Origin of the sequence: Actinophytocola sp. (genome assembly GCF_035634895.1) — a bacterium.
Taxonomy (GTDB): Bacteria; Actinomycetota; Actinomycetes; order Mycobacteriales; family Pseudonocardiaceae; genus Actinophytocola.
This window is the reverse complement of record NZ_DASQCC010000074.1, coordinates 1-21,511: the sequence shown is the minus strand read 5'-3', so window position 1 is coordinate 21,511 and position 21,511 is coordinate 1. Positions and strand designations below refer to the sequence as shown.

Genomic DNA, 21,511 nt, shown 5'->3' with positions numbered 1-21,511 from the left:
GGCAGCAACGGCTCCACCACCACCCACTCCGCATCAGTCAGATCCGACGGATACCTCTGCTCACGAGCCACCCACGACACACTGGCCGCCCCCACCACGAAGATCAACCAGCCACGCCGACCAAGATCTCAAACACGTTCTGAAGGATCTGCTCGTCGCGCTACTGCGGTCGCCGTATCGGTTCGCCGGGGCGGTGCTGCGCGGGCTGGTCGCTGCTGCGCGGTGGTGGCGTCGGTGGGTGACTGTGCGGGACTTCCGTGACGCTGCAGAGCAGTCGGAGAAGTTGGCGGACAAGTTCGCGGAGATACGCGCGTTCACGTTGTTCCGGTGGAAGGTGACGGGCGCCGTGGTGGTCGCCAGTGTGCTCGGCGGGGCGATTGCGGAGCTGCTCTACGGTCGGCTTGGGCTCTGGCTGCTCGTTGGGGTGGTGGCGGTTGGTCTTGCGGTGCTGGGTCGGCGGCGGGACGGCAGTCCAGGGCGTAAGGCGGTGCTCGCCGGTCCGCGCACGTTGACGTGGACCATGGATCCACAGGTTCTCGTGGACGCGTTCCGGGACGCCAAGTTGATCGGCAAGGACGAGACGCTGCGGCTCGTCGAGCGGGCTACGCGTATCGGCGATGGATGGGCGATCACGGTCGACTTGCCGGCGACGCGCAAGGCCGCGGACGTGATCAAGAATCGTGACGCTCTCGCGTCCGCGCTCGCGGTCGACGAAGTTCAGCTGATCGTTGAGCGGGTGCGCGGCAATGGCGGACATGCTGGGCGGGTGTCGATGTGGGTCGCCGATTCTGACCCGTACGCGACTCCTCCACTTCGGACGCCGTTGCTCGCGGTGCAGAGGTGGGATGCGTGGCGGCCGGTGCCGTTTGGTCGGGATGCTCGTGATCGGCGGATCGATCTGCCTCTGGTGTGGACATCGTTGCTTGTGGGTGCGATTCCTCGGCAGGGTAAGACGTTCGCTGCTCGGCTCGCGGCGGCCGGACTGGTGCTCGATCCGTACACGCGGCTGTACGTGGCTGACTTCAAGGCCGGGAAGGACTGGGACGCCGCTTCGCACGTGGCGCACCGGTTCATGTCCGGTGATGAGTCGGAGCATGTGCTGCAGTTGGTCGGGTGGCTCGTCGAGCTGGTGGCCGAGGTGCAGGGTCGCTACCGGCGGATGCGGGATCTCGATGACGTGACGTGTCCGGAGTCGAAGGTGACGCCGGAGATGTCGCGGGACCGCGCGCTGAACATGCCTATCACGGCGATCTTCGTCGATGAGGTTCAGGTGCCGCTGGAGGATCGGACGTCGGTCGACGTCGAGGGCAAGCGGCTCGCGGCCGGCCAGTACGTCGGTGAGCTGTTGACGTGGCTGGCTAAGAAGGGGCCGGCGGCCGGCATCGTGCTCGTGCTGGCTACTCAGCGGCCGGACTCGAAGACCATCCCGAGTGGACTGCGGGCCGTGCTCGGGTCGCGGTTCGCGCTGCGGGTGATGGACTGGCGGGATTCGAACATCGTGCTCGGCGAGCAGATGAACACTCGCGGGTACGACAGCAGTCGGTTGCTTGCCTCGCACAAGGGCGTGGGCATCCTGCGACCGGACGGCGACACGCAGGCCGGAGCCGATGTGCTCGCCTTGACCGTGCGGACCTACTACATGCCTAACGAGGACTGGCAGGAGATCTGCCAGCGTGGCCGCGCGCTGCGAGAGGCTGAGCGCACATTGACCGGGCATGCGGCCGGCGACGACCTAGCGCCCGTGCTCGACCACTCGGCGGCCGTCCGCGCGATCGGTCCTGGGCCGGTTCCGTCGCGGTCGGCAGGGGTGCCGGAGCCTCTAGCGAGCATCGTTGATCACCTCGACAGGTTGGGCGAGGAAGCGTCGGAGTTCATCTCGACTGCCGACCTTGCAGACATGCTCGACTTCGAGCCGGCGTGGCTGGGTCGGCGGCTCGCTGAGTTGGGCTGCCAATCGACGCGCGAACGTGTGACAGAGGAGTCGGGGAAGGTCCGGCAGATTCGTGGGTACCTGACGGGCGATCTGCTGGCGGCTGCCTCGGCGAGCCGGGACGGTGAGCTGTGACAGCACAGCGTGGATGCCGTCACACGGACCAGTCGGTGCCGTCATGCTGTCACGACGGGTGTGACGGTAAGAATTTGGGTCTGACCTGCGGAGATATGGATTGTGACGGCATTCAGGTGGCCGGCGAATGCCGTCACAATCGGTCGAGAACCGGCGCTGCGGGCGCCGAGGCGAACCGTGCGGATGGTGCCGTCACAGGCCCCAACAACTCCAGGTGGGCTGAAATCAGCACGTCCGATGACGGAGTGACGGTGAGAGTGCCGACGGAGGTACCTGCACTGACGCCCCGCGCGGCACGTGCACTTCTTGCGATACTTGTCGAGCTGACTGACGTTCCGGTGCTCGACCGGCCGGGAGAAGGGACTCGTGATGGCTGCTGACATCAGCCGGGACCCATGGGCGACGCTCGACGAGATCATGGGCGTTCAGGTGGTCGACGACGTCGACGACGGGATCGGGCCGCTCGCCTTCTTCGGCAGGTGCTCGACGGAGGACAACCAGGACCCGAAGACGTCGCACGACTGGCAGCTGGCGAACGCGCGGCACGTGGTCGAGCCGCGCGGCGGGGAGGTCGTGGCGGACTTCTTCGATGTCGGGTTCTCGCGGTCGGTGCCGTGGGAGCGTCGGCCGGAGTCGTCGCGGCTGCTGGCTGAGTTGAAGCGGCTGGACCGAGGCTGGTCGGGTGTTGTCGTTGGTGAGGGCACCCGATGTTGGTACGGAAACCAGTTCTCGTTGATCGCTCCCAAGTTCGAGGCGTACGGAGTGGACCTGTGGGTGCCGGAGCTGGGTGGGAAGTACGACCCACGTAACCCGTCGCACAAGATGCTCATGTCCCAACTCGGCGCGATGAGCGAGTCCGAACGTCAGCACGTGCAGGCCAGGGTCCGCGCGGCCATGGATGCCCAGGTGGTCAACGAGGGCAGACAGCAGGGCGGACGAACCCCGTACGGGTACAAGATCGTGGACGGTGGGCCGCATCCCAACCCGCGTAAGGCGGTCGAGGGGTATCGGCTGCGGAAGCTCGCGCTAGACGAGTCGGCGGCAGAGGTGGTTCGGCGGATCTTCGCCGAGTACCTGTCAGGCGTCGGTGATCGGGCGATCGCCAACGGATTGAACCGGGACGGCGTTCCGTGTCCGTCAGCTTTGCGGCCGGAGCAGAACTCGCATCGATTGGCTGACGGGTGGCAAGGCAGCACTGTTCGGTCCATTTTGGAGAATCCGCGCTACACGGGTTACGCGTTCTTCGGGCGCTGGACGAAGCACGAAGAGTTGCTGGATCCGGACGACGTCGCCGCTGGGCACGTGGTCCGGTTCCGGCGGTCCACTCCGGACCGAATTGTGCGGTCGCGACGCCCGGCTCACCCGGAGATCGTCTCGGTTGAGGACTTCACCCGGGTTCAGCTTCTGCGGCGTTCGAAGGGTGCGGCCGGGCTGAAGACCGCGCGGAAGACGGAGCGGACTGGTCGACCGGTGAAGCGGCTGTACCTGTTCCGCGGCCGCATCCGGTGCTCGGTGTGCTCGCGGAAGATGGAAGGCAGCCCGCGTAAGCACGCCATGTACTACCGCTGTCCCGCCCGAACACTCGCGCCGGGTTCTCCAGCGTTGGCAGAGCATCCGCCGGCCATATATCTGCGTGAGAGCACGATCCGGGACGCGGCGAACACATGGCTTGAAGGGCTGTTCCGTCCCGAGAACGTGGATCGCACGGTGGCCGCACTTGTTGCCTCGCAGGAAGGTGCGGGCCGACGACAGGTCGGTGCAGAGGTCGCGCAGAACCGGCTCACCGATGCCGAGGCGCGACTACGGAAGTTCCAAGCGGCGATCGCGGCCGGCGTTGATCCGATGGCGCTCGTGGATGTGATCAACATTGCACACGCAGAGCGAGTAGCGGCTCAGGCCGAGGTCGACAACGCACCGTCGCCGGACCTGATGGACGCCGCCGAGGTCTACGCGCGGATCGATGAGTTCGGTGACGTCCGACGGACGCTGAACGATGCGAAGGGAGAGGGGCTCGCAGAGCTGTACACAGGTCTCGACCTGGGAGTTCTGTACGAGCCGGGGAGTTTCACCGCTGAGATTTCGATGCGGGTGAATAGTGTGCGTGTCCGAGGGGGGACTTGAACCCCCACGCCCTTGTCGGGCACTAGCACCTCAAGCTAGCGCGTCTGCCATTCCGCCACTCGGACTCTGTGGTGCGCATAGCGTAGCGGACGCGTCTCGGGCGGGTTCAAGGGGTGGGGCAGTGGTAGGAAGGGGCCGTGACCGAACCGACTGACCTGGCCCAGGACGAGGCCGTTGAGCTCACCTCCGAGCTGATTCGCATCGATACGACCAACACTGGGGAGCCTTCGACTACCGTTGGTGAGCGGGCTGCTGCCGAGTTTGTCCGTGGGAAGCTCGAAGAGGTGGGGTTCGAGACCACCTACGTGGAGTCCGGGGCACCTGGGCGGGCGAACGTCTTCGCTCGACTGCCCGGGGCGGATCCGTCGCGTGGCGCCCTCCTCATCCATGGTCACCTGGACGTGGTGCCGGCCGACCCTACCGAGTGGTCCGTTCATCCCTTCTCCGGTGCGATCCAGGACGGTTATATCTGGGGGCGGGGGGCTGTCGACATGAAGGACATGGTCGGTATGACCCTGGCCACCGCTCGTCGCTTCAAGCGGGACGGGGTCGTGCCGCCTCGGGATCTTGTGTTCGCATTCCTTGCCGACGAGGAGGCCGGTGGGGCCTACGGGGCTCAGTGGCTCGTGGAGAACCGGGCGGATCTCTTCGACGGCATCACCGAGGCTGTGGGGGAGGTGGGGGGCTTTTCGGTCACTCTTGGTGAGGGGTTGCGGGCTTACACGATCGAGATCGCTGAGAAGGGCATCGCTTGGATGCGGCTTCGGGTTCGGGGGCGGGCCGGTCACGGGTCGATGCTGCATGACGACAACGCCGTCACCAAGTTGGCCGCCGCGGTTGCTCGGCTTGGGGCGCATGAGTTCCCGCTGATCGTCACCGACTCCGTGCGGGCCTTTCTCACCGCCGTGACCGAGTTGACCGGGCTCGAGTTCGACGAGGCCGACCTGCCTGGCGCTGTCGCTAAGTTGGGTCCGTTCGCTCGGGTGGTGGGGGCTACGCTGCGTGATACGGCCAATCCCACGATGCTCAACGCCGGTTACAAGGCCAACGTGATTCCCTCCGTCGCCGAAGCTGTTGTGGACTGTCGTGTTCTGCCTGGGCGGCAGGCGGCCTTCGAGCGTGAGCTGGACGAGATCCTCGGCCCTGACGTCGAACGCGAGTGGGTTACGCACCTCCCCGCCGTCGAGACCACTTTCGACGGTGATCTCGTCGACGCCATGACGGCCGCTTTGCAGACCGAGGATCCGGGGGCGCGGACCATTCCGTACGTCCTTTCAGGTGGTACCGACGCCAAGGCGATCCATACGCTCGGTATTCGGTGTTTCGGGTTCGCGCCGCTTCGCCTCCCGGCCGATCTCGACTTCACGGCGTTGTTCCACGGGGTGGACGAACGGGTGCCCGTCGACGCCGTTCGGTTCGGTACTCGGGTGCTCGACCGGTTTCTGCGTAACTGTTGACCACACGGGGTAACGGCTGGCCCGCGCGGGACTGGCGTTACGATCCCGGGGCGACAGGCGCATGTGTACCTTCGCCGGGGTGGCGGGACGTGCCCGCCGGGTGAACCATGTGGACTGACGGCGCGTAAGCAGCCCACGACGACACCTGAACCCTGACGGAGGCATCGTGCCCGAATTCATTGGCGGTCTACCGGTCCACCCACTGCTCGTGCACTTCACGGTGGTCCTGATCGCGCTCTCGGTCGCCGGCGCCGTCCTGAGTGCCGTGTGGCCGGCAGTCCGCCGCCGGTTCGGGTGGCTCGTCTTCGCCGGGTCGGCGCTCGGCACGGTGCTCGTGCCCTTCACGACGAAGAGTGGGGAGAACCTGGCCGGGCGGCTGCCGGGGAGTCCGCAGATCAACGAGCACGAGCGGCTCGCGGACCTCATGATCTGGTGGGCGCTCGGCCTGACCGTCGCGGTCGGCGTGCTCATGGTCGTGCACACGATGGCCGAGCGGACGGTGACCTCGAAGGTGGCGGTCGGCGCGGCGGGGGCTGAGGAGGAGGTCCCACAGGAGGCGGGCAGGGCCCCGGCGCTTGTCGCGATCGTGCTCGCGCTCATCACCGTCGGCGTCGCGGTCGGCGCGGGCATCCACGTCTACCGCGTCGGCGACGCCGGCGCGCGGGCGGTCTGGGAAGGCGTCGAGAACCTTCCCGCACAGAACGGCGGCTGAGCTCTAGGTGCTCAGCCCGGGCAGGAGGCCGCGGGCGCGGCGTCGCTTCAGCAGCACCCGCCGGCTCCCGTCCGAGTAGAGCCGCACGTTGGACAGCTCCCAGCCGGCGAACTCGGCGTGGATCGAAAGCTGCGTGGCCGCTGACCGCCGCGACACTCCTGGCGGCAGGCGCAGCGGCCGGTACTCCCAGTCCCCGTCAACCACCTCTGAGCTCATATCGCAATCACCTGAATTCCATCTCCTGTGCCGGACGCGACGATCACGCGCCCGCTGCTCGGGTCCACCGCCACGGTGTTGGGCTGGGACACCGTGGGGAACCGGTACTTCTCCTTCGGCTGCTCACCGGCCACCTCGTAGCCGACCACCTCGTTCGTCCTGGTCAACGTCACCCACGCGATGTCCCGTGCCCGGTCGTACGCGATGGCGTACGGGGCGCCGGGGACGGGGTAGTTCTGGCGCAGCAGCAGCGGGTCCACGGAGAACGCGAGCAGCGCGCCGCCGCGGGTGTCGGTCACGAGCACCCGGCCGAACCGGTCGGTGACGGCGTTGGTCGCGCCCCGCCCGGCCCGCAGGCCCTGCTCGATGTCCGCGCCCGGCACGTCCAGCTGGAACACCGCGTTGCGGAGCCGGTCGAGCACGACCGCGCTCCTGCCGGTGGAGAGGACCTGGTCGGCGCTCATCAGGTCGCCGGTGATCATTCGCTGGACGCGGTCGTCCCTGACCACCGCGACCGCACGTTCGTCCTTGACGGCGACGAGGGTGCGGCCGTCGAAGGTCGTCGCGCTGACCGGCTTGCCGCGGAACTCGGTGGCGGGGTCGAGCCTGCCGTCCGTGGTGAGGCGGGCGACCTTGTTGCCACCGGCGGCGAGGAAGCCGCCGTGGTCGAGCGTCAGGGACTCGGCGGTGACGGCGATGGTCTTCGTGAGTGCCAGGGTGTCGCCCAGGTGGTAGAGCTGGACGGTGTTGCTGGCCGCGACCGCGAGCGTGCTGGTAGTCGGGTCGAACGCCATGGCCGTGACGTGGGCGTCCACCGCGGTGACGGTGCCCGCGGGCCTGGTGGTGGCCGGTGGGGAGATCGCGGCGACGGCGGCGACCGGGTTGTCGGTCACCATCAGCTCGTCGTCCGGCTTGCCCGAACTGCAACCAGCGCCGACCGCCGCGCAGACCACGAGCAGCACGGCAACCTTGCGACGCAACATCTACCTCCGGCACGTTCCCGGGTCTCGCCGGGCAGCTTTCATGCCGCGCCGGCGGGACATCTGTTCAGCATCCCCTAAAGATGGACAGGACGCTAACCCCCGTTACGGGGTGTCGAACCGTGGGGTTCGACTACGGGGCGTCACCAACCGGTGCGGAGGTCGTGGACGGCGGGTGACCGCGTTGGCCGGTCGGGTCGACCATGTCGGCTTTGGCCGAGATCGTTCGGCGTCCCTTTGGCGGATTGTTTGTGAGCGGGTGGACCCCTAATATGACTTGAAACGTTTCATATATTGCTGTCGTGGGCCCAGTGAAGGGAATGCGATGGGCGAGGGCATGAGCCGCCGAACCTTCCTGCGTGGTTCGGCAGCCGGCGCTGGCGCGCTGGCGATTCCTGTTGTTTCCGACGGGACCGCCATGGCGGAACCCGATACGCCGCCGGGGGTGGGGGCCGATGTCGTGGACATGGCCTCCTTGCCCTCGATCTCCCGCTCGACCGTCGAGAACGCACCCGTCCTGCTCGGGACCGACGTCGCCGCGCCCCGGTTTTCCTGGGTCGTCGGGGGTGGCGGCGCTCGCCAGTCCGCCTATCAGGTACAGGTTGACGGCATCTGGGACTCGGGCAAGGTCGCTTCCGCGCGGACGGTCGGGGTGGCCTACGGCGGCCCGCCGCTGGGGCCCCATACCCGGTACCGGTGGCGGGTTCGGGTCTGGGACGAGCGTGACCGCCCCTCCGAGTGGAGTCCGGGCGGCTGGTGGGAGACCGCCTTTCTCGACACGGCCTGGCAGGCCAGCTGGATCGGCGCCGCGCCCGGTGCGGAGCCGCCGGGGTTCGGGACCTCCTTCTGGATCTGGTCGCCCGAGGCCACGACCAACGACGCACCCGCCGGGCCCCGCTGGTTCCGGCGCACGGCCACGCTGCCGGCCGGCACCGTCACCAAGGCCGTGATCGTCGCCACCGCCGACGACGACTTCACGCTCTTCCTCGACGGCGAGCGGGTTCTGCACTCGCCGGAACAGGTCGACGGGTGGAAGATCGGGCGGCTCGTCGACGTCACCGGCCGGATTCGGCGGCAGGACCTCACGCTCGCCGTCGTGGCCACCAATCGTGGCAATGTCGCCGTCAATCCCGGCGGTTTGTTGGTCCGGCTCGTTGTCGACCTCGCCGACGGTGGCCGGTTCGAGGTGGTCACGGACGGGAACTGGCGCGTCGTCGACGCCGAACAGGCCGGGTGGCAGCAACCGGGTTTCGACGACAGCGCCTGGGTCCAGGCCGAGGCGCTCGCTCCCTACGGCAGCGGACCCTGGGGGCATCAGGGCGAGATCGTCGTCGAACGGCCGGCGCCCGTGCTGCGCCGGCGGTTCACGCTCGGCAAACCCGTCGCGGACGCCCGGCTCTACCTCACGGGCCTCGCCTACTACGACGCCGAGCTCAACGGCCGCCGGGTCGGCACCCAGGTGCTCGACCCCGGCTTCACCGACTACGACGACACCGTCCTCTACGCGACCCACGACGTCACCCGTCTGCTTTCCCGTGGCGCCAACGAGATCCAGGTGACGCTCGGGCGTGGGTTCTACGGCCTCACCACCCCGAACGTGTGGAACTGGCACCGCGCGCCCTGGCACGGGGAGCCCCGGCTCCTCGCCCAGCTCGTCGTCACTCACCCGGACGGGTCACGGACGACGCTCGGGTCGGACGCCGACTGGCAGGTCGCCGACAGTCCCACCGTCTCGGACTCGATCTACGCCGGTGAGACCTACGACGCCCGCCAACAACCCGTCTGGCAGGCGGCCACCGTGCTCGACCCGCCGAGGGGAACACTGCGCGCGCAACAGCACGAGCCCATCGGGATCGCCGAGACCGTCGCGCCCGTCTCGATCACCGCGCTGCCGGACGGGTCCCACGTCGCCGACATGGGGCGGACCATGGCCGGGTGGACCAAGCTGACCGTCACCGCGCCGGCCGGCACGCTGATCAGCCTCCAGCACGGTGAACGCCTCACCGCGGACGGCTCCGTGATGGGCGCCAACGAGCACGTGCCGGGGCGCCACCAGCTCGACGAGTACCTCTGCGCCGGCACCGGCAAGGAGGTGTGGGAGCCGCGCTTCTCCTACAAGGGCTTCCGGTACGTCCAGGTCAGGGGACTGCCGCGAGCCCCGAAGCCGTCCGAGCTGCTCGGCCGGGTCGTGCACAGCGCCGTCCCGGACACCGGCACCTTCCACTGCGACGAGCCCTTCTTCGAACAGCTCGAACGGGCGATGCGCCGCACGGTCCGCAACAACCTCCACGGCATCCCCACCGACACCCCCATGTTCGAGAAGAACGGCTGGACCGGCGACGCCCAGCTCGGCACGCCCGTCATGGCCTACGCCCTCGGCATGCAGCGGTTCCTCACCAAGTGGCTTGGCGACCTCGCGGACAGCCAGAACGCCGCCGGCCAGCTCCCGGTGATCGTGCCGAGTGGCGGGTGGGGATACCAGCAGCTCGCCCCGTCGCCCGAGTGGACGACGGTGTACCCGTTCGTGTTGCGGGAGATGTACCGGGTGTACGGGGACGACCGGGTCGCCGCCGAGCACTGGCCAGTGCTCGTGCGCTACCTCGACTGGGAGATCGGCCGGCTGCGGGACGGGCTCGCCATCACCGCCCTCGGGGACTGGCTGCCGCCCGGCTACGACGGCGGCATCCCCCCGGAGGACACCCGCCTCACCGCCACCGCCTACCTGCACCGCGGCCTCACCGCCGCCGCCGAGCTGGGTGACCTGCTCGGCCACGGCGACGTCGCCGCGCGGTACCGGCAGGTCGCGGCCAGCTCGAAAGACGCGCTCAACAGGACGTTCCTGAGAAACGGCGCCTACCGGACCGACCGGGACCCCGACTACCGCCAGACGTCCAACGCCGTGCCGCTCGCGTTCGGCCTGGTGCCGGACGACGCGGTCCCCGCGGTGGTGGACAGCCTCGTCGCGGACATCCGGACGCGGGGCGACCACCTCAACACCGGCGCGCTCGGCACCAGCGTGCTCCTGCCGGTCCTCACCGCCCACGGGCACGCCGACGTCGCGCACGCGGTCGCGACGCAGCGGACCTACCCGAGCTGGGGTTACTGGCTCGCCGAGGGCGCGGACACCATGTGGGAGATGTGGCCGCTGGGGTCACGGTCCCGCGACCACTACTTCCTCGGCACCGTCGTGCAGTGGCTGTACGAGAACGTCGCCGGTCTGCGGCCCGGTGACGGAGGGTACGAGCGGTTCATCGTCCGGCCTGACGCTCGGGTGGGCGTCACCCGTGCGTCCACGTCGATCGAGACGGTGCGTGGCCGCGCGGCGGTCCAGTGGAAGCAGGCCGGCGGGAAGCTCACCCTCACCGTGGAGGTGCCGTTCGGCGCCACCGCCGAAGTGCACGCGCCAGGCAGACCACGGGCACCCCGGGGCGCCCGGTTCCTGCGTGCCGAACCCGGCTTCACCGTCTACGAGGTACCGCGGGGACGGTGGACGTTCGTCAGCTAACCGAGCCGCTGTTCCGGGTAGCCCAGCTCGATGTCGCTCACGTCGTCCAGGGCCGCGCGGATCGCGGCGGGCAGCGTCAGCTCCTCGGACACCAGCGAGCCGAGGAGCTGACCGGTGTCCCGCGCGCCCACGACCGCCGATGACACGCCTGGGCGGTCGCGGACCCACGCCAGGGCGACCGACAGGGGAGTGGTCGCGAGCCCGTCCGCGGCCGTCACGACCGCCTGCACGATCCGGGCCGCGCGCTCGTTGCGGTGGTAGTCGACGTAGGGCGCGAAGTGCGCGGACGCGCCCCGCGAGTCCGCCGGCGTGGCCGCGCGGTACTTGCCGGTCAGCACCCCGCGGCCCAGCGGCGCCCACGCCAGCAGCCCCAGCCCGTGGTGGGAGGCGGCCGGGAGCGCCTCGCGTTCGATGCCGCGTTCCAGCAGTGAGTACTCCATCTGCGTGCTGACCAGTGACGACGTCTTGCCCCGCTGGAGCGTCGCCGCCGTCCCGAGCTGCCAGCCCGAGTAGTTCGACACACCGGCGTAGCGGACCTTTCCGCTGGCCACGGCCGCGTCCAGGGCGGACATCGTCTCCTCGATCGGCACGGCCACGTCCCAGGCGTGGAGCTGCCACAGGTCGACGTGGTCGACGCCCAGGCGGCGCAGGGAGCAGTCCAGGGCGAAGAGCAACGCCCCGCGCGACGCGCCGCCGCCGAACGGGCCGTCGTCGCGGCGGGCGACGGCCTTCGTGGCGATCACCAGCTCCTCGCGTGGCACGAGGTCGCCGAGCAGGCCGCCCAGGATGCGCTCGCTCTCGCCGCCGGCGTAGACGTCGGCGGTGTCCACGAGGGTGCCACCGAGGTCGGCGAACGCCACCAGCTGGCTCGCGGCCTCGTCGGCGTCGGTGTCCTGGCCCCAGGTCATCGTGCCCAGGCCGATCCTGGACACCCGCAACCCGCTGCGGCCGAGGTGTCGTTGCTCCACGGGGGCGAAGAGTACGGGCAGTTCAACGTAACCGCTGGCAGGCACACCGGACATTGAGGTTACCGCACGGTAGGGTCCGCTCCATGCGACTCGGATTGAACCTCGGCTACTGGGGTGCTGGCAACGACGCGAACAACCTGAAGATCGCACAGGAGGCCGACAGGCTCGGTTACTCCGTGGTCTGGGCGGCGGAGGCGTACGGCTCCGACGTGCCCACCGTGCTCTCCTGGGTCGCCGCGCAGACCAAGCAGATCGACGTCGGCTCGGCCATCCTCCAGATCCCCGCCCGCCAGCCGACCATGGCCGCGATGACCGCGGCCACCCTCGACACGCTGTCCGGCGGCCGGTTCCGGTTGGGCCTCGGCGTGTCCGGGCCGCAGGTCTCCGAGGGCTGGTACGGCGTCAGGTTCGACAAGCCGCTCGCCCGCACGCGTGAGTACGTCGAGATCGTCCGGAAGGCGCTCCGCCGGGAGCGGGTCACCTTCGAGGGCAGGCACTTCACACTGCCGCTGCCGGACGGGCCCGGCAAGCCGCTGAAGCTGATCGTGCACCCGGTCCGCGAGGAGATCCCGATCTACCTCGCCTCGATCGGCCCCAAGAACCTCGAGCTGACCGGCGAGGTCGCCGACGGCTGGCTCGCGATCTTCTACTCCCCGGAGCACGGCGCCGAGTCGCTCGAGCTGATCCGCAAGGGCCGCGAGAAGGCCGGCAGGACCATGGCCGGTTTCGACGTGGTGCCGACGGCCCCGGTCGTCCTCGGCGACGACTGGCGGACCGCCGCCGACCAGGTCCGGGGGTACGCGGCGCTCTACATCGGCGGGATGGGCAGCCGCGAGCAGAACTTCTACAACAACCTCGCCTGCCGCATGGGTTACGAGGCCGAGGCCGCCGAGATCCAGGACCGCTACCTCGCCAGGGACTACGCCGGCGCCGCCGCCAAGGTGCCGCTGGGCTTCCTCGACTCGACCGCGCTGCTGGGCCCGAAGGAGCGCATCGCGGAGAAGTTGCAGGCCATGGCGGAATCGGGGGTCACCACCCTGTCCGTTTCCCCGGTGCTGCAAGATCTGGAGCACAGCATCGCGGCCCTGCGGGCCGTGGTGGAAGCCCTGGATCGCGCGGGAGTTGGTAGTTGAGCTGGGTCGAAGCCCTCATCCTCGGTCTCGTCCAAGGACTCACGGAGTTCCTGCCGATCTCCTCCAGCGCCCACCTGCGGATCACCGCGGCGTTCGCCGGCTGGGACGACCCCGGCGCGGCCTTCACCGCGGTGACCCAGCTCGGCACCGAGGCGGCCGTGATCATCTTCTTTCGCAAGAAGATCGGCCGCCTCCTCGTGGCGTGGTTCCGGTCGCTGCGCAGGCCCGGGACCTGGCGCGACGACCCCGACTCGCGGATGGCGTGGCTGGTCGTCTTCGGCACGGTGCCGATCGCGGTCCTCGGCCTGCTGTTCCAGGACGAGATCGAACACGCCTTCCGTGACCTCCGCCTCATCGCGACCACGCTGATCGTCTTCGGCATCCTGCTCGGCATCGCCGACCACGTCGGCAAGAAGTACCTGGACCTGGACCACCTGACCGTGCCGCACGGCATCGGCTACGGCTTCGCGCAGGCGTTCGCGCTGATCCCGGGCGTGTCCCGCTCCGGCGGCACGATCACGGCGGGCCGCCTGCTCGGCTACAAGCGCGAGGCGGCGGCGGAGTACGCGTTCCTGCTGGCCGTGCCCGCGGTGTTCGCGTCGGGGCTGTACCAGCTCAAGGACATCGGCGGTGAGAACACGCCGCCGTGGGGGCCGACGATCTTCGCGACGGTCATCGCGTTCGTGGTCGGTTACGCCATCATCGCGTGGCTGATGCGCTACATCTCCAAGAACAGCTTCATGCCGTTCGTGGTGTACCGGATCGCGCTCGGCGTGTTGCTGTTCGTGCTCGTCGCCGTCGGCACGCTGGCCCCCGACGCCGGGCCCAAGATATGACCTGTCGATAGTCTGGCGGCGTGGCCACCGTCGTACTACTCAGGCATGCCCGCTCCACCGCCAACGGCTCCGGCGTGCTCGCCGGCCGTTCACCAGGGGTCGAGCTGGACGAGACCGGCCGCGGGCAGGCCGCGGCACTCGTGGACCGGCTGGCCTCGCTGCCGCTCACGGAGATCGTCTGCTCGCCGATGCTGCGCTGCGAGATGACGGTCGCCCCGCTGGCGGCGGCCCGCGGCCTCACTCCGGTCACCGAACCGAGCCTGTCCGAGGTCGACTACGGCGACTGGACCAACCGCGAGCTGAAGGACCTCGGCAAGGAGAAGCTGTGGTCGGTCGTGCAGCAGCACCCGTCCGCCGCGGTGTTCCCCGGCGGCGAGGGGCTCGCGAACGTGCAGGCGAGGGCGGTCGCCGCGGTCCGCGCGCACGACGCACGGATCACCGAGGCCCACGGGCCCGGGGCCGTGTGGCTCCTGTGCAGCCACGGTGACGTGCTGAAGGCCATCCTGGCCGACGCGCTGGGGCAGCACCTCGACACGTTCCAGCGGATCGTCGTCAACCCGGCGTCGGTCTCGGTGGTCCAGTACACCGAGCACCGGCCGTTCGTGCTGCGGATGAACGACAACGGCGGCGAGCTGGCGAGCATCGTGCCGCCGAAGCCGAAGGACGACTCTCAGGCCCGTTCTCAGGATGGCACCGAACCGGCTGAACCGGACGGTATCCGTCCAGGTGACGCCGTGCCGGGAGGTGTCACGGGCCGCGTGTCCTGACCTGCGCCTTTCCCGCCGACAAAACCCGTCACGATCTGGGTGAAATCCCGGGGAAAACCCTGAGGACTGTGCCAGTATCTGTGCACTCACCATCTCCGGTGTGGCTTCATAGGAGTGGTAATGACACAGCCATACGGCCAGCAGCCGGACGGCGGCTACCCACAGGGCGGGTACCCGCAGACGCCTGGCCAGGGACAACCGGCGCAGGGCTACCCACAGAGCCCGCCCTACGGACAGCCGGCCCAGGGGTACCCGCAGAGCCCGCCCTACGGGCAGCCCGCGCAGGGATATCCGCAGGGCCAGGCCTATGGACAGCAGCCCCCGGGCTACGGGGCCATGCCGTCCGCGCCGCCCGAGTACAGCGCGGGCCCGATCGGCCGGCCCGGCACGGCCACCGCGGCGGCGGTGCTCGCCTTCGTGCAGGCCGGCCTCACGCTGATCCCAGGAGTGCTCCAGCTCATCAACGCCCCCAAGAACGGGGGACTGGGCGGCAACCCGCCGACCGGTGTCATGGTCGTCGTCGCTATCGCCGAGGTGCTCGGCGCCGCGCTGCTGATCTTCGGCGGCGTCCAGCTGCTCGGCGGCAAGTCCAGGAACACCATCATCGCGGGCGCGGCACTCGAGCTGGCGCTCTGCGTGTACTGGATCATCTGGGCGGCCTCCCTCTCTGCGACTCTCGCAGGTGACGAGGACTTCGCCGTCGCCGCGATGAATGCCGGTAAAGGGGTGTTGATCGGCTTCGCTATCTTCTTCGCCGTCATGCCGACGATCACACTGATCATGTCGGTGGGTGCTTCCACTACGCAGTTTTTGCAATCACGTCGCGGACACTGAGCCGCGCGAGAGGGGTAAAGAGAATGTCACAACCGTACGGGCAGCAGCCCCCCGGCGAGTACAACCAGGGGCAGCCTGGCTACGGGGCCATGCCGCCCGCGCCGCCGGAGTACACCGCGGGGCCGGTCGGCAGGCCCGGTGGCGTCACGGCCGCGGCGGTCCTCGCGTTCGTGCAGGCGGGTATCACGCTGATCTGCACGATCTTCGCCCTCATCATCTTCGGCGCGTTGTCCAGCGCCGTCGGTGAGTCGGAGAGCAAGTACGGCATCACGATCGACAAGGGCCTGCTCGCCGTGGGCTGGATCGTGGCGATCGTCGGCCTGATCGGCGCGGGTCTGCTGATCTGGGCCGGCATCAGGACGTTGAGCGGCACGGCCGGCCAGCTGATGGTCATCGCGGCCGGACTGCAGATCGTGCTGTGCATCGTGTGGCTCGCCGCGCTCGGTGGCGGCCTCATCGCGATCCTGCTCATCGTCATGCCGATCATCTCGCTGTCGCTGGTGCTGACCGGCGCGGCCAAGCAGTACGAGGCGTCGAAGCGCGGTCAGCTCGCCTGACCGCGTCACGAAGATGGGGCGTCTTCCGTTCACGGAGGGCGCCTCATCTCATGCGAGCAGTTCGACCTGGGCGAGGGTCACCGGCTCGCCGGCGGCGCTCTCGGTGATGTCCAGCCGGTACTGGCGGAAGGTGCCGGGTCCGGTGACCTTGAACGGACGCGTCTGGCGGCGCCAGCGGAACGTCTCGGCGGTGCGCTCGTCCACGACCGTCCACTGCGCACCGTCGTCGGAGCCGCGGAGGGTCCACGATCGCGGGTCGTCGCCGCGGGCGCCCGAGGTGAGCGTGTAGTACCGGATCCTGGCGCCGTCGCCGGGCAGGCGGTAGGCGAGCCACGGGGTGGCGGTGCCGAAGGTGACCTGGGTGCGGCTGGTGTCGTCGAACAGCGGCGCCACGTTGATGCCGTCGCTGCCCTCGCCGGAGCCGCCGGGCGTGTTCGTGACGTCCCGCATGGTGGCCGGCGTGACGCCGTCGGGAGTGAGCGACGGAGGCAGCGCGTCCGGGTTGCAGCCCCAGGTGGAGGGTCGCGGGCCCATTCGGAAGTCGAGCGTCGCGCCACCGGCGATCACGTCGTGCGGCAGATAGACCCGGTCCCACGGCCTGCCGTCGATCGAAAGCCCTTGCACGTACACGTTCTCGGGACTGTTGTTGGGCGCGTTGACCACGAGCTCGGCGCCGTTGTCCATGCGCACCACCGCGCGCCGGAACAGGGGCGAGCCGATGATGTACTCGGGGCTGCCGACGCGCAGCGGGTAGAAGCCGAGCGCGCCGAACAGCCACCACGCGGACATCTCGCCGTTGTCCTCGTCGCCGCAGTAGCCCTGGCCGATCTCGCTGCCGGCGTAGAGCCGGGACAGCACCTCGCGCACCTTCTCCTGCGTCCGCCAGGCGGCGCCGGCATACGCGTACATGTAGATGATGTGGTGGGAGGGCTGGTTGCTGTGGCCGTACTGTCCCATCCGGACGTCGCGGGCCTCGGTCATCTCGTGGATCGTGTGCCAGTACGCACCGCGGGCGCGGCCGGTCTCCGGGGTGGCGAAGAACTCGTCGAGCTTGGCCGCCAGGGCCCCGCGCCCACCGAGCAGGTTCGCGAGACCGGCGCCGTCGTGAGGGACGCTGAACGCGGTGTTCCAGCCGTTGGTCTCGACGTAGTCGCCGCCCCAGGCGCGCGGGTCGTAGCGGTCCGGTGTGTGCCGGAATTCGCCGTTCTCCTTGCGGCCCTGGAAGAATCCGGTGCGGGAGTCGAAGGCGTGCACGTAGTTCCTTGCCCGGTCGAGGAAGTACTCGTGGGTCTCGGTGTCGCCCAGCTCCTCGGCCATGACGGCGATGGCGAAGTCGTTCAGACAGCCTTCGAGCGTCCAGGAAAGGCCGTACTCCGTGGACGTCGGCGTGTACCGGAGGAAGATCGAGCGGTCGATGCCCTTGCGGCCCACGCCGGAGATCTCCGGCGCGACGGTCGCGTTGCGCAGCGCGGCGTCGTAGGCGGACTCGATGTCGAAGTTGTGGACCCCTTTGCGGTAGGCGTCGATGAACGCGACGTCCGAGCTGGTGCCGGTCATCAGGTCGGCGTAGCCGGGGGAGGACCAGCGGGCGATCCAGCCGCCGTCCCGGTACTGCTGCGTGAACCCGTCGGCCAGCTCGCCGGCGTGGGTGGGGGTGAGCAGGGTGTACGCCGGCCACACCGTCCGGTAGGTGTCCCAGAAGCCGTTGTTGACGTAGATCTTCCCCGCGTGGACGGTCTTTCCGGTGTGGGTCGGGGTGTCCTTCTTGGACTGTGCGGTCACCGGGCTGGCGTAGGCGATGCTCGGGACCTCGTCGGTGCCGGTGTTCTCGTGGCCGCGGTTGGGGTAGAGGTAGAGCCGGTAGATGTTGGAGTACAGCGTGGTCAGCTGGTCCTCGCTGGCGCCGTCGACCTGGACCCGCGACAGGATCGCGTCCCACTGGTCGGCGGCGCGGTCGCGGACGGTCTCGAACGTGTCGTAGTCCGGAACCTCCAGCCACAGGTTCTTCTTCGCCTGCGCGAGGCTGATCAGCGAGGTGGCGACGCGCATGGTGACGACGGTCGGTCCGTTGTGGTCAGGCTCGAACCTGAGGTAGCCGGCGACCCTGCGGGACAGGCCCCGCCACAGCCTGCCGGTCGCCGAGATCGTGCGGTCGAACGTGGCGAAGAAGAACAGCCGGCCGGCTCCTTCGGACAGTCCACTTCGGACGTCCGAGTAGCCCGAGACGGCGCCGGCGACCGGGTCGATGGTGAGGTGGCCGTGGCGGTTGATGTTGTCGAAGACGAGGTTCGCGTCCTCACCGGGGAAGGTGAACCGGAAGACCGCGGCGTGGTCGGCCGGCGCGATCTCGGCGACGATGCCGCCGGTGCACCGCACGCGGTAGTGATGCGGGCGGGCCTGTTCGTTGCCGTGCCGGAAGGTGAGCTTTCGCCTGCCGCGTCGGGAGCTCGGCCGCTTCGCGGCGGCCGAGGGCAGCACCTGGAAGGTTTGCCGGTCACCCATCCACGGGCTGGGCAGGTGGCTCGCGGCGAGTGCCTCCAGCGCGGGGAGGTTCTGGTCGTCGTTGTCGCGGTGGTAGCGGTAGAGCCAGCCCTGGGCGCCGGCGTCGGTGACCGGGGTCCAGAACGTGAAGCCGTGCGGGACGGCCGTGGCGGGGATGGTGTTGCCTCGGGAGTACGCCCTGGTGGAGTCGGTGCCCCGGGTGGTGACCACGTGGTCGACCGGGCGCTGCCCGGACCGGACGGGACGTTCGGTGATGGTGATGTCGTCGACCCAGCCGGCGTACTCGGCAGGGCCGTTCGGGTTGTCGTAGGTGAGCAGCGCGCGGACGGCGGTCTTGCCCGCGGCCACCCCGAGCCGAGCCCGGCGGAGGTTCCACTGGTTCGGCGTGAGCGCCTTGGACTCGCCCTGGCCGCGGGCGGTGAGCGGGAAGCCGAGTTGGTCGCGCGGGCCGAGCTCGCTGAGGTAGGTGCCGTCGGAGAAGGCGAGGTCGAGCGCGACGTACGTGCTCGGGAACGCGTCGCCGCGGGACTCGGGGAGGATGACGTAGGAGAGCTCCGTGTCCTCGGTGATCACCAGCTCGAGCAGGAACAGCTTGTTGCTGACGCTGCCCGGGCCCTCCGCGGTGTGCGTGCCGGCGTAGTGCAGGGCACGCAGGCCGGTGAAGCCGACCCTCGGCTTGGCGGTGGCCGGCTTCCTGGGGCCTCTGCCCTCGCGGGTGCCCATGGTCGCGCCGGCGGCGCGTGGCGCGCCGGTGCCGTCGAGGTCGGTCGTGTCGATCCAGGTCAGCGGCGGATCGGTGTTCTCGAACGACGAGAAGAAGCCTCGGGCACTCATCACCGGCGCGATCCTATTGAATGGCGGTATGCATGCCGCACGCCGACTGTGGACCACCCTCGAACCACTGCACGCCGTCGCCTACTTCGCGCCGGACGTCCGAGCCGCCGGCAAGGCGATCGGGTTGAAGGGCTACTGGGACACCTACTTCGCGTTCCGCGCCGCGCCGCTGGGTGCGGTGTCCGCGCCCGCGGTGGTCGGGCTCTTCGCCGTGTTCGCGCCGGAGATGGTGGCCCGGTCGCTGCCGTCGGCCTGGGCGCGTGCCTCGGTGGCGGACTGCCTGGCGGCACGGACCGCCTTCGGCGGCGAGGTGTTGCGGGGGATCGGGGTGCTGCCCGAGGACTGCGCGGCGGCGGTGCCACTGCTGTCCTCGGTCGTCCTGGAGCCGACGGGTCGGGCACTGGGGACGGCCAACGCCGCGTTGCCGCTGCCGGAGGACCCGGTCCAGGCGGTGTTCCAGCTGGCGACGACCCTGCGTGAGCACCGGGGCGACGGTCACGTCGCGGCGCTGGCCGCGGCCGGGCTCAGCGGGCTGGAGGCGATGCACCTGCAGCTGGCGCGGAACCGCTTCCCGTCGGAGGGGATGCGGGAGATCCGGGGCTGGACGGTGGAGCAGTGGACGGCGGCGAACACGTCGCTGGTGGCACGTGGCCTGCTGTCCCCGGACGGGCTCACGCCGGGGGGCGCCGCGTTGCTGGACTCGGTCGAGGAGATGACGGACTCCCTTGCGTGGCAAGGCGGTCTGTCGTCGGTGCCGGTGGACGAGGTGGTCTCGGCGCTCGCGCCCGCGGTGGCGGCGGTGTGGGTGTCGGGGGTGCTGCCGTCGGTGAACCCGGTGGGCGTGTCACGCGCTTGACGGGCCTGACCCGCACGCTGTCGCCGAATGATTATTCGGTTGAGTGCATGACTATCCTCGGAGACATGTTCGATGAGTTGATGCGGGCCGGGTGGCCCGCGCTCGAGGAGGTCGCCGTCGACGGGTGGGTTGCCCGGTTCTCCGGGGGCGTAACCCAGCGGGCCAACTCCGTCATGCCCCTGTGCGCTCCCCACGACCTCGACCACGCGCTGCGGCACGTCGAGCGCCTGTACGCCGAGCGTGGGCTACCCGTCGTGTTCCAGCTCGACCGGTCGGACCTCGACCGCGTGCTCGACGTGCGTGGGTACGAGTTCGGCTTGCCCACCCTCATCCAGACCGCGCACACCGACACCGTGCTCGCCGCCCTCGGCACCCACGACGCCGACATCGCCGAGGCACCCGGCACCGACTGGCTCGACCTCTGGTGGGCCGTCGACGGCCGCGGGGACGCCGACGCGCTCGCCATCGCCGCGAAGATCCTCACCGGTGGCCCCGCCCTCTACGCCACCATCCGCGACGAGCACGGCCCGGCCGCCGTCGGGCGGCTCGCGCTCGTCGGCGACTGGGGCGGCGTGTACTGCCTGGCCGTACGTCCCGACGCGCGACGCAGTGGGCTCGGCGGCGCCGTCCTGAGTGGTCTGCTCGCCGCCGGCCTGGACCATGGCGTCACCCGGTCATGGCTCCAGGTGCGCCAGGAGAACGCGACCGCCCGGCGCCTCTACCAGCGCGCCGGATACGTCGACGCCGCCCGCTACCACTACCGCTCACGCCGCTCATGACGTTCCCTCGCAGGCTCGGTGACGTCGTTCGTCGGCGTGGTGCCGATGGTTCGCTGCGCAAGCTCCGCTCACGTCGCTCATGGCGTCCCCTCGCAGGCTCGGTGACGTCGTTCGTCGGCGTGGTGCCCATGGTTCGCTCCGGTCACACCGTCGACAGGAATCGGTCCAGCACGTTCACCCCGAACCGTAGGCCCGCCACGGGCACGCGTTCGTCCACGCCGTGCGCCATCCCGTGGTGGTTGAAGCCCTCCGGCAGGTAGAGCGGCGCGAACCCGTAGCCGTCGATGCCCAGCTTCGCGAACGCCTTCGCGTCGGTGCCGCCGCCCAGGCAGTACGGCACCACCACGGCCTCGGGGTCTTCCGCCCGCAGCGCGCCGGCCATCGCGTCG

At 69.5% G+C, this 21,511-nt stretch carries 16 protein-coding genes, 1 tRNA gene and 1 pseudogene; 12 read left to right on the top strand and 6 right to left on the bottom strand.

What is annotated here, in order from left to right:
* Positions 1–139: 139 nt before the first annotated feature.
* Positions 140–2,065 (top strand): cell division protein FtsK, encoded by a 1,926-nt coding sequence (locus VET29_RS10565; RefSeq protein WP_324918391.1) that lies wholly within the window; start codon positions 140–142, stop codon positions 2,063–2,065.
* Positions 2,066–2,434: 369 nt separating this feature from the next.
* Entirely contained in the window at positions 2,435–4,186 is a 1,752-nt protein-coding gene (locus VET29_RS10560) for a recombinase family protein (protein WP_324918385.1), read from the top strand.
* On the opposite strand, the gene VET29_RS10555 is transcribed toward VET29_RS10560, so the two are convergent.
* Positions 4,168–4,251 (bottom strand) — tRNA-Leu (locus VET29_RS10555). The genes VET29_RS10560 and VET29_RS10555 overlap by 19 nt on opposite strands.
* A 72-nt stretch (positions 4,252–4,323) precedes the next feature.
* Here VET29_RS10555 and VET29_RS10550 point away from each other — a divergent pair.
* Both VET29_RS10550 and VET29_RS10545 read left to right on the top strand, forming a co-directional pair.
* Complete coding sequence (locus tag VET29_RS10550; protein WP_324918382.1) at positions 4,324–5,643, top strand: M20/M25/M40 family metallo-hydrolase; 1,320 nt, start codon at positions 4,324–4,326, stop codon at positions 5,641–5,643.
* A 166-nt stretch (positions 5,644–5,809) separates the two neighbouring features.
* Positions 5,810–6,355, top strand: coding sequence for a DUF2231 domain-containing protein (locus VET29_RS10545; RefSeq protein ID WP_324918379.1), 546 nt, complete (start codon positions 5,810–5,812; stop codon positions 6,353–6,355).
* Between the two features lie 3 nt (positions 6,356–6,358).
* Here the strand turns inward: VET29_RS10545 and VET29_RS10540 are convergent, their stop codons facing one another.
* Both VET29_RS10540 and VET29_RS10535 read right to left on the bottom strand, forming a co-directional pair.
* Positions 6,359–6,571, bottom strand: a complete 213-nt coding sequence (locus VET29_RS10540; protein ID WP_133906894.1) for a DUF5703 family protein — start codon at positions 6,569–6,571, stop codon at positions 6,359–6,361.
* Complete coding sequence (locus VET29_RS10535; protein WP_324918373.1) at positions 6,568–7,554, bottom strand: hypothetical protein; 987 nt, start codon at positions 7,552–7,554, stop codon at positions 6,568–6,570. Before VET29_RS10535 ends, VET29_RS10540 begins: the two co-directional genes overlap by 4 nt.
* 322 nt (positions 7,555–7,876) lie before the next feature.
* On the opposite strand from VET29_RS10535, the gene VET29_RS10530 reads away from it, so the two are divergent.
* Positions 7,877–11,056, top strand: coding sequence for a family 78 glycoside hydrolase catalytic domain (locus tag VET29_RS10530; RefSeq protein ID WP_324918369.1), 3,180 nt, complete (start codon positions 7,877–7,879; stop codon positions 11,054–11,056).
* Here the strand turns inward: VET29_RS10530 and VET29_RS10525 are convergent.
* Positions 11,053–12,024 carry an aldo/keto reductase gene (locus VET29_RS10525; RefSeq protein ID WP_324918366.1) on the bottom strand — a complete coding sequence of 324 codons (972 nt, stop codon included), beginning with the start codon at positions 12,022–12,024 and terminating at the stop codon, positions 11,053–11,055. The genes VET29_RS10530 and VET29_RS10525 overlap by 4 nt on opposite strands.
* An 83-nt stretch (positions 12,025–12,107) precedes the next feature.
* Between VET29_RS10525 and VET29_RS10520 the strand changes: the two genes are divergently transcribed.
* The 5 genes from VET29_RS10520 to VET29_RS10500 all read left to right on the top strand — a co-directional run bounded on the left by VET29_RS10520 (position 12,108) and on the right by VET29_RS10500 (position 16,151).
* On the top strand, positions 12,108–13,157 hold the full coding sequence (locus VET29_RS10520; protein ID WP_324918363.1) for an LLM class F420-dependent oxidoreductase: 1,050 nt from the start codon (positions 12,108–12,110) through the stop codon (positions 13,155–13,157).
* Positions 13,154–13,993: an undecaprenyl-diphosphate phosphatase gene (locus VET29_RS10515; RefSeq protein WP_324918359.1), complete on the top strand. Its 840-nt coding sequence runs from the start codon at positions 13,154–13,156 to the stop codon at positions 13,991–13,993. The genes VET29_RS10520 and VET29_RS10515 overlap by 4 nt, the downstream gene beginning before the upstream one ends.
* 20 nt (positions 13,994–14,013) lie before the next feature.
* Positions 14,014–14,760 (top strand): histidine phosphatase family protein, encoded by a 747-nt coding sequence (locus VET29_RS10510; RefSeq protein WP_324918356.1) that lies wholly within the window; start codon positions 14,014–14,016, stop codon positions 14,758–14,760.
* 120 nt (positions 14,761–14,880) lie between these two features.
* The gene (locus VET29_RS10505) at positions 14,881–15,594 is read left to right on the top strand and encodes a hypothetical protein (protein WP_324918353.1); all 714 of its coding nucleotides are present in this window, start codon (positions 14,881–14,883) and stop codon (positions 15,592–15,594) included.
* A 23-nt stretch (positions 15,595–15,617) separates the two neighbouring features.
* Positions 15,618–16,151 carry a hypothetical protein gene (locus VET29_RS10500; RefSeq protein ID WP_324918350.1) on the top strand — a complete coding sequence of 178 codons (534 nt, stop codon included), beginning with the start codon at positions 15,618–15,620 and terminating at the stop codon, positions 16,149–16,151.
* A gap of 48 nt (positions 16,152–16,199) precedes the next feature.
* On the opposite strand, the gene VET29_RS10495 is transcribed toward VET29_RS10500, so the two are convergent.
* Positions 16,200–19,487: a GH92 family glycosyl hydrolase gene (locus VET29_RS10495; RefSeq protein ID WP_324918388.1), complete on the bottom strand. Its 3,288-nt coding sequence runs from the start codon at positions 19,485–19,487 to the stop codon at positions 16,200–16,202.
* Between the two features lie 28 nt (positions 19,488–19,515).
* Here VET29_RS10495 and VET29_RS10490 point away from each other — a divergent pair, with 28 nt between their 5' ends.
* On the top strand, positions 19,516–20,343 hold the full coding sequence (locus tag VET29_RS10490; RefSeq protein ID WP_324918347.1) for an SCO6745 family protein: 828 nt from the start codon (positions 19,516–19,518) through the stop codon (positions 20,341–20,343).
* 65 nt (positions 20,344–20,408) lie between these two features.
* On the top strand, positions 20,409–21,122 hold the full coding sequence (locus VET29_RS10485) for a GNAT family N-acetyltransferase (RefSeq protein WP_324918344.1): 714 nt from the start codon (positions 20,409–20,411) through the stop codon (positions 21,120–21,122).
* Positions 21,123–21,264: 142 nt separating this feature from the next.
* Here the strand turns inward: VET29_RS10485 and VET29_RS10480 are convergent.
* Positions 21,265–21,511, bottom strand: a pseudogene (locus tag VET29_RS10480) (hypothetical protein); the annotation flags it as partial.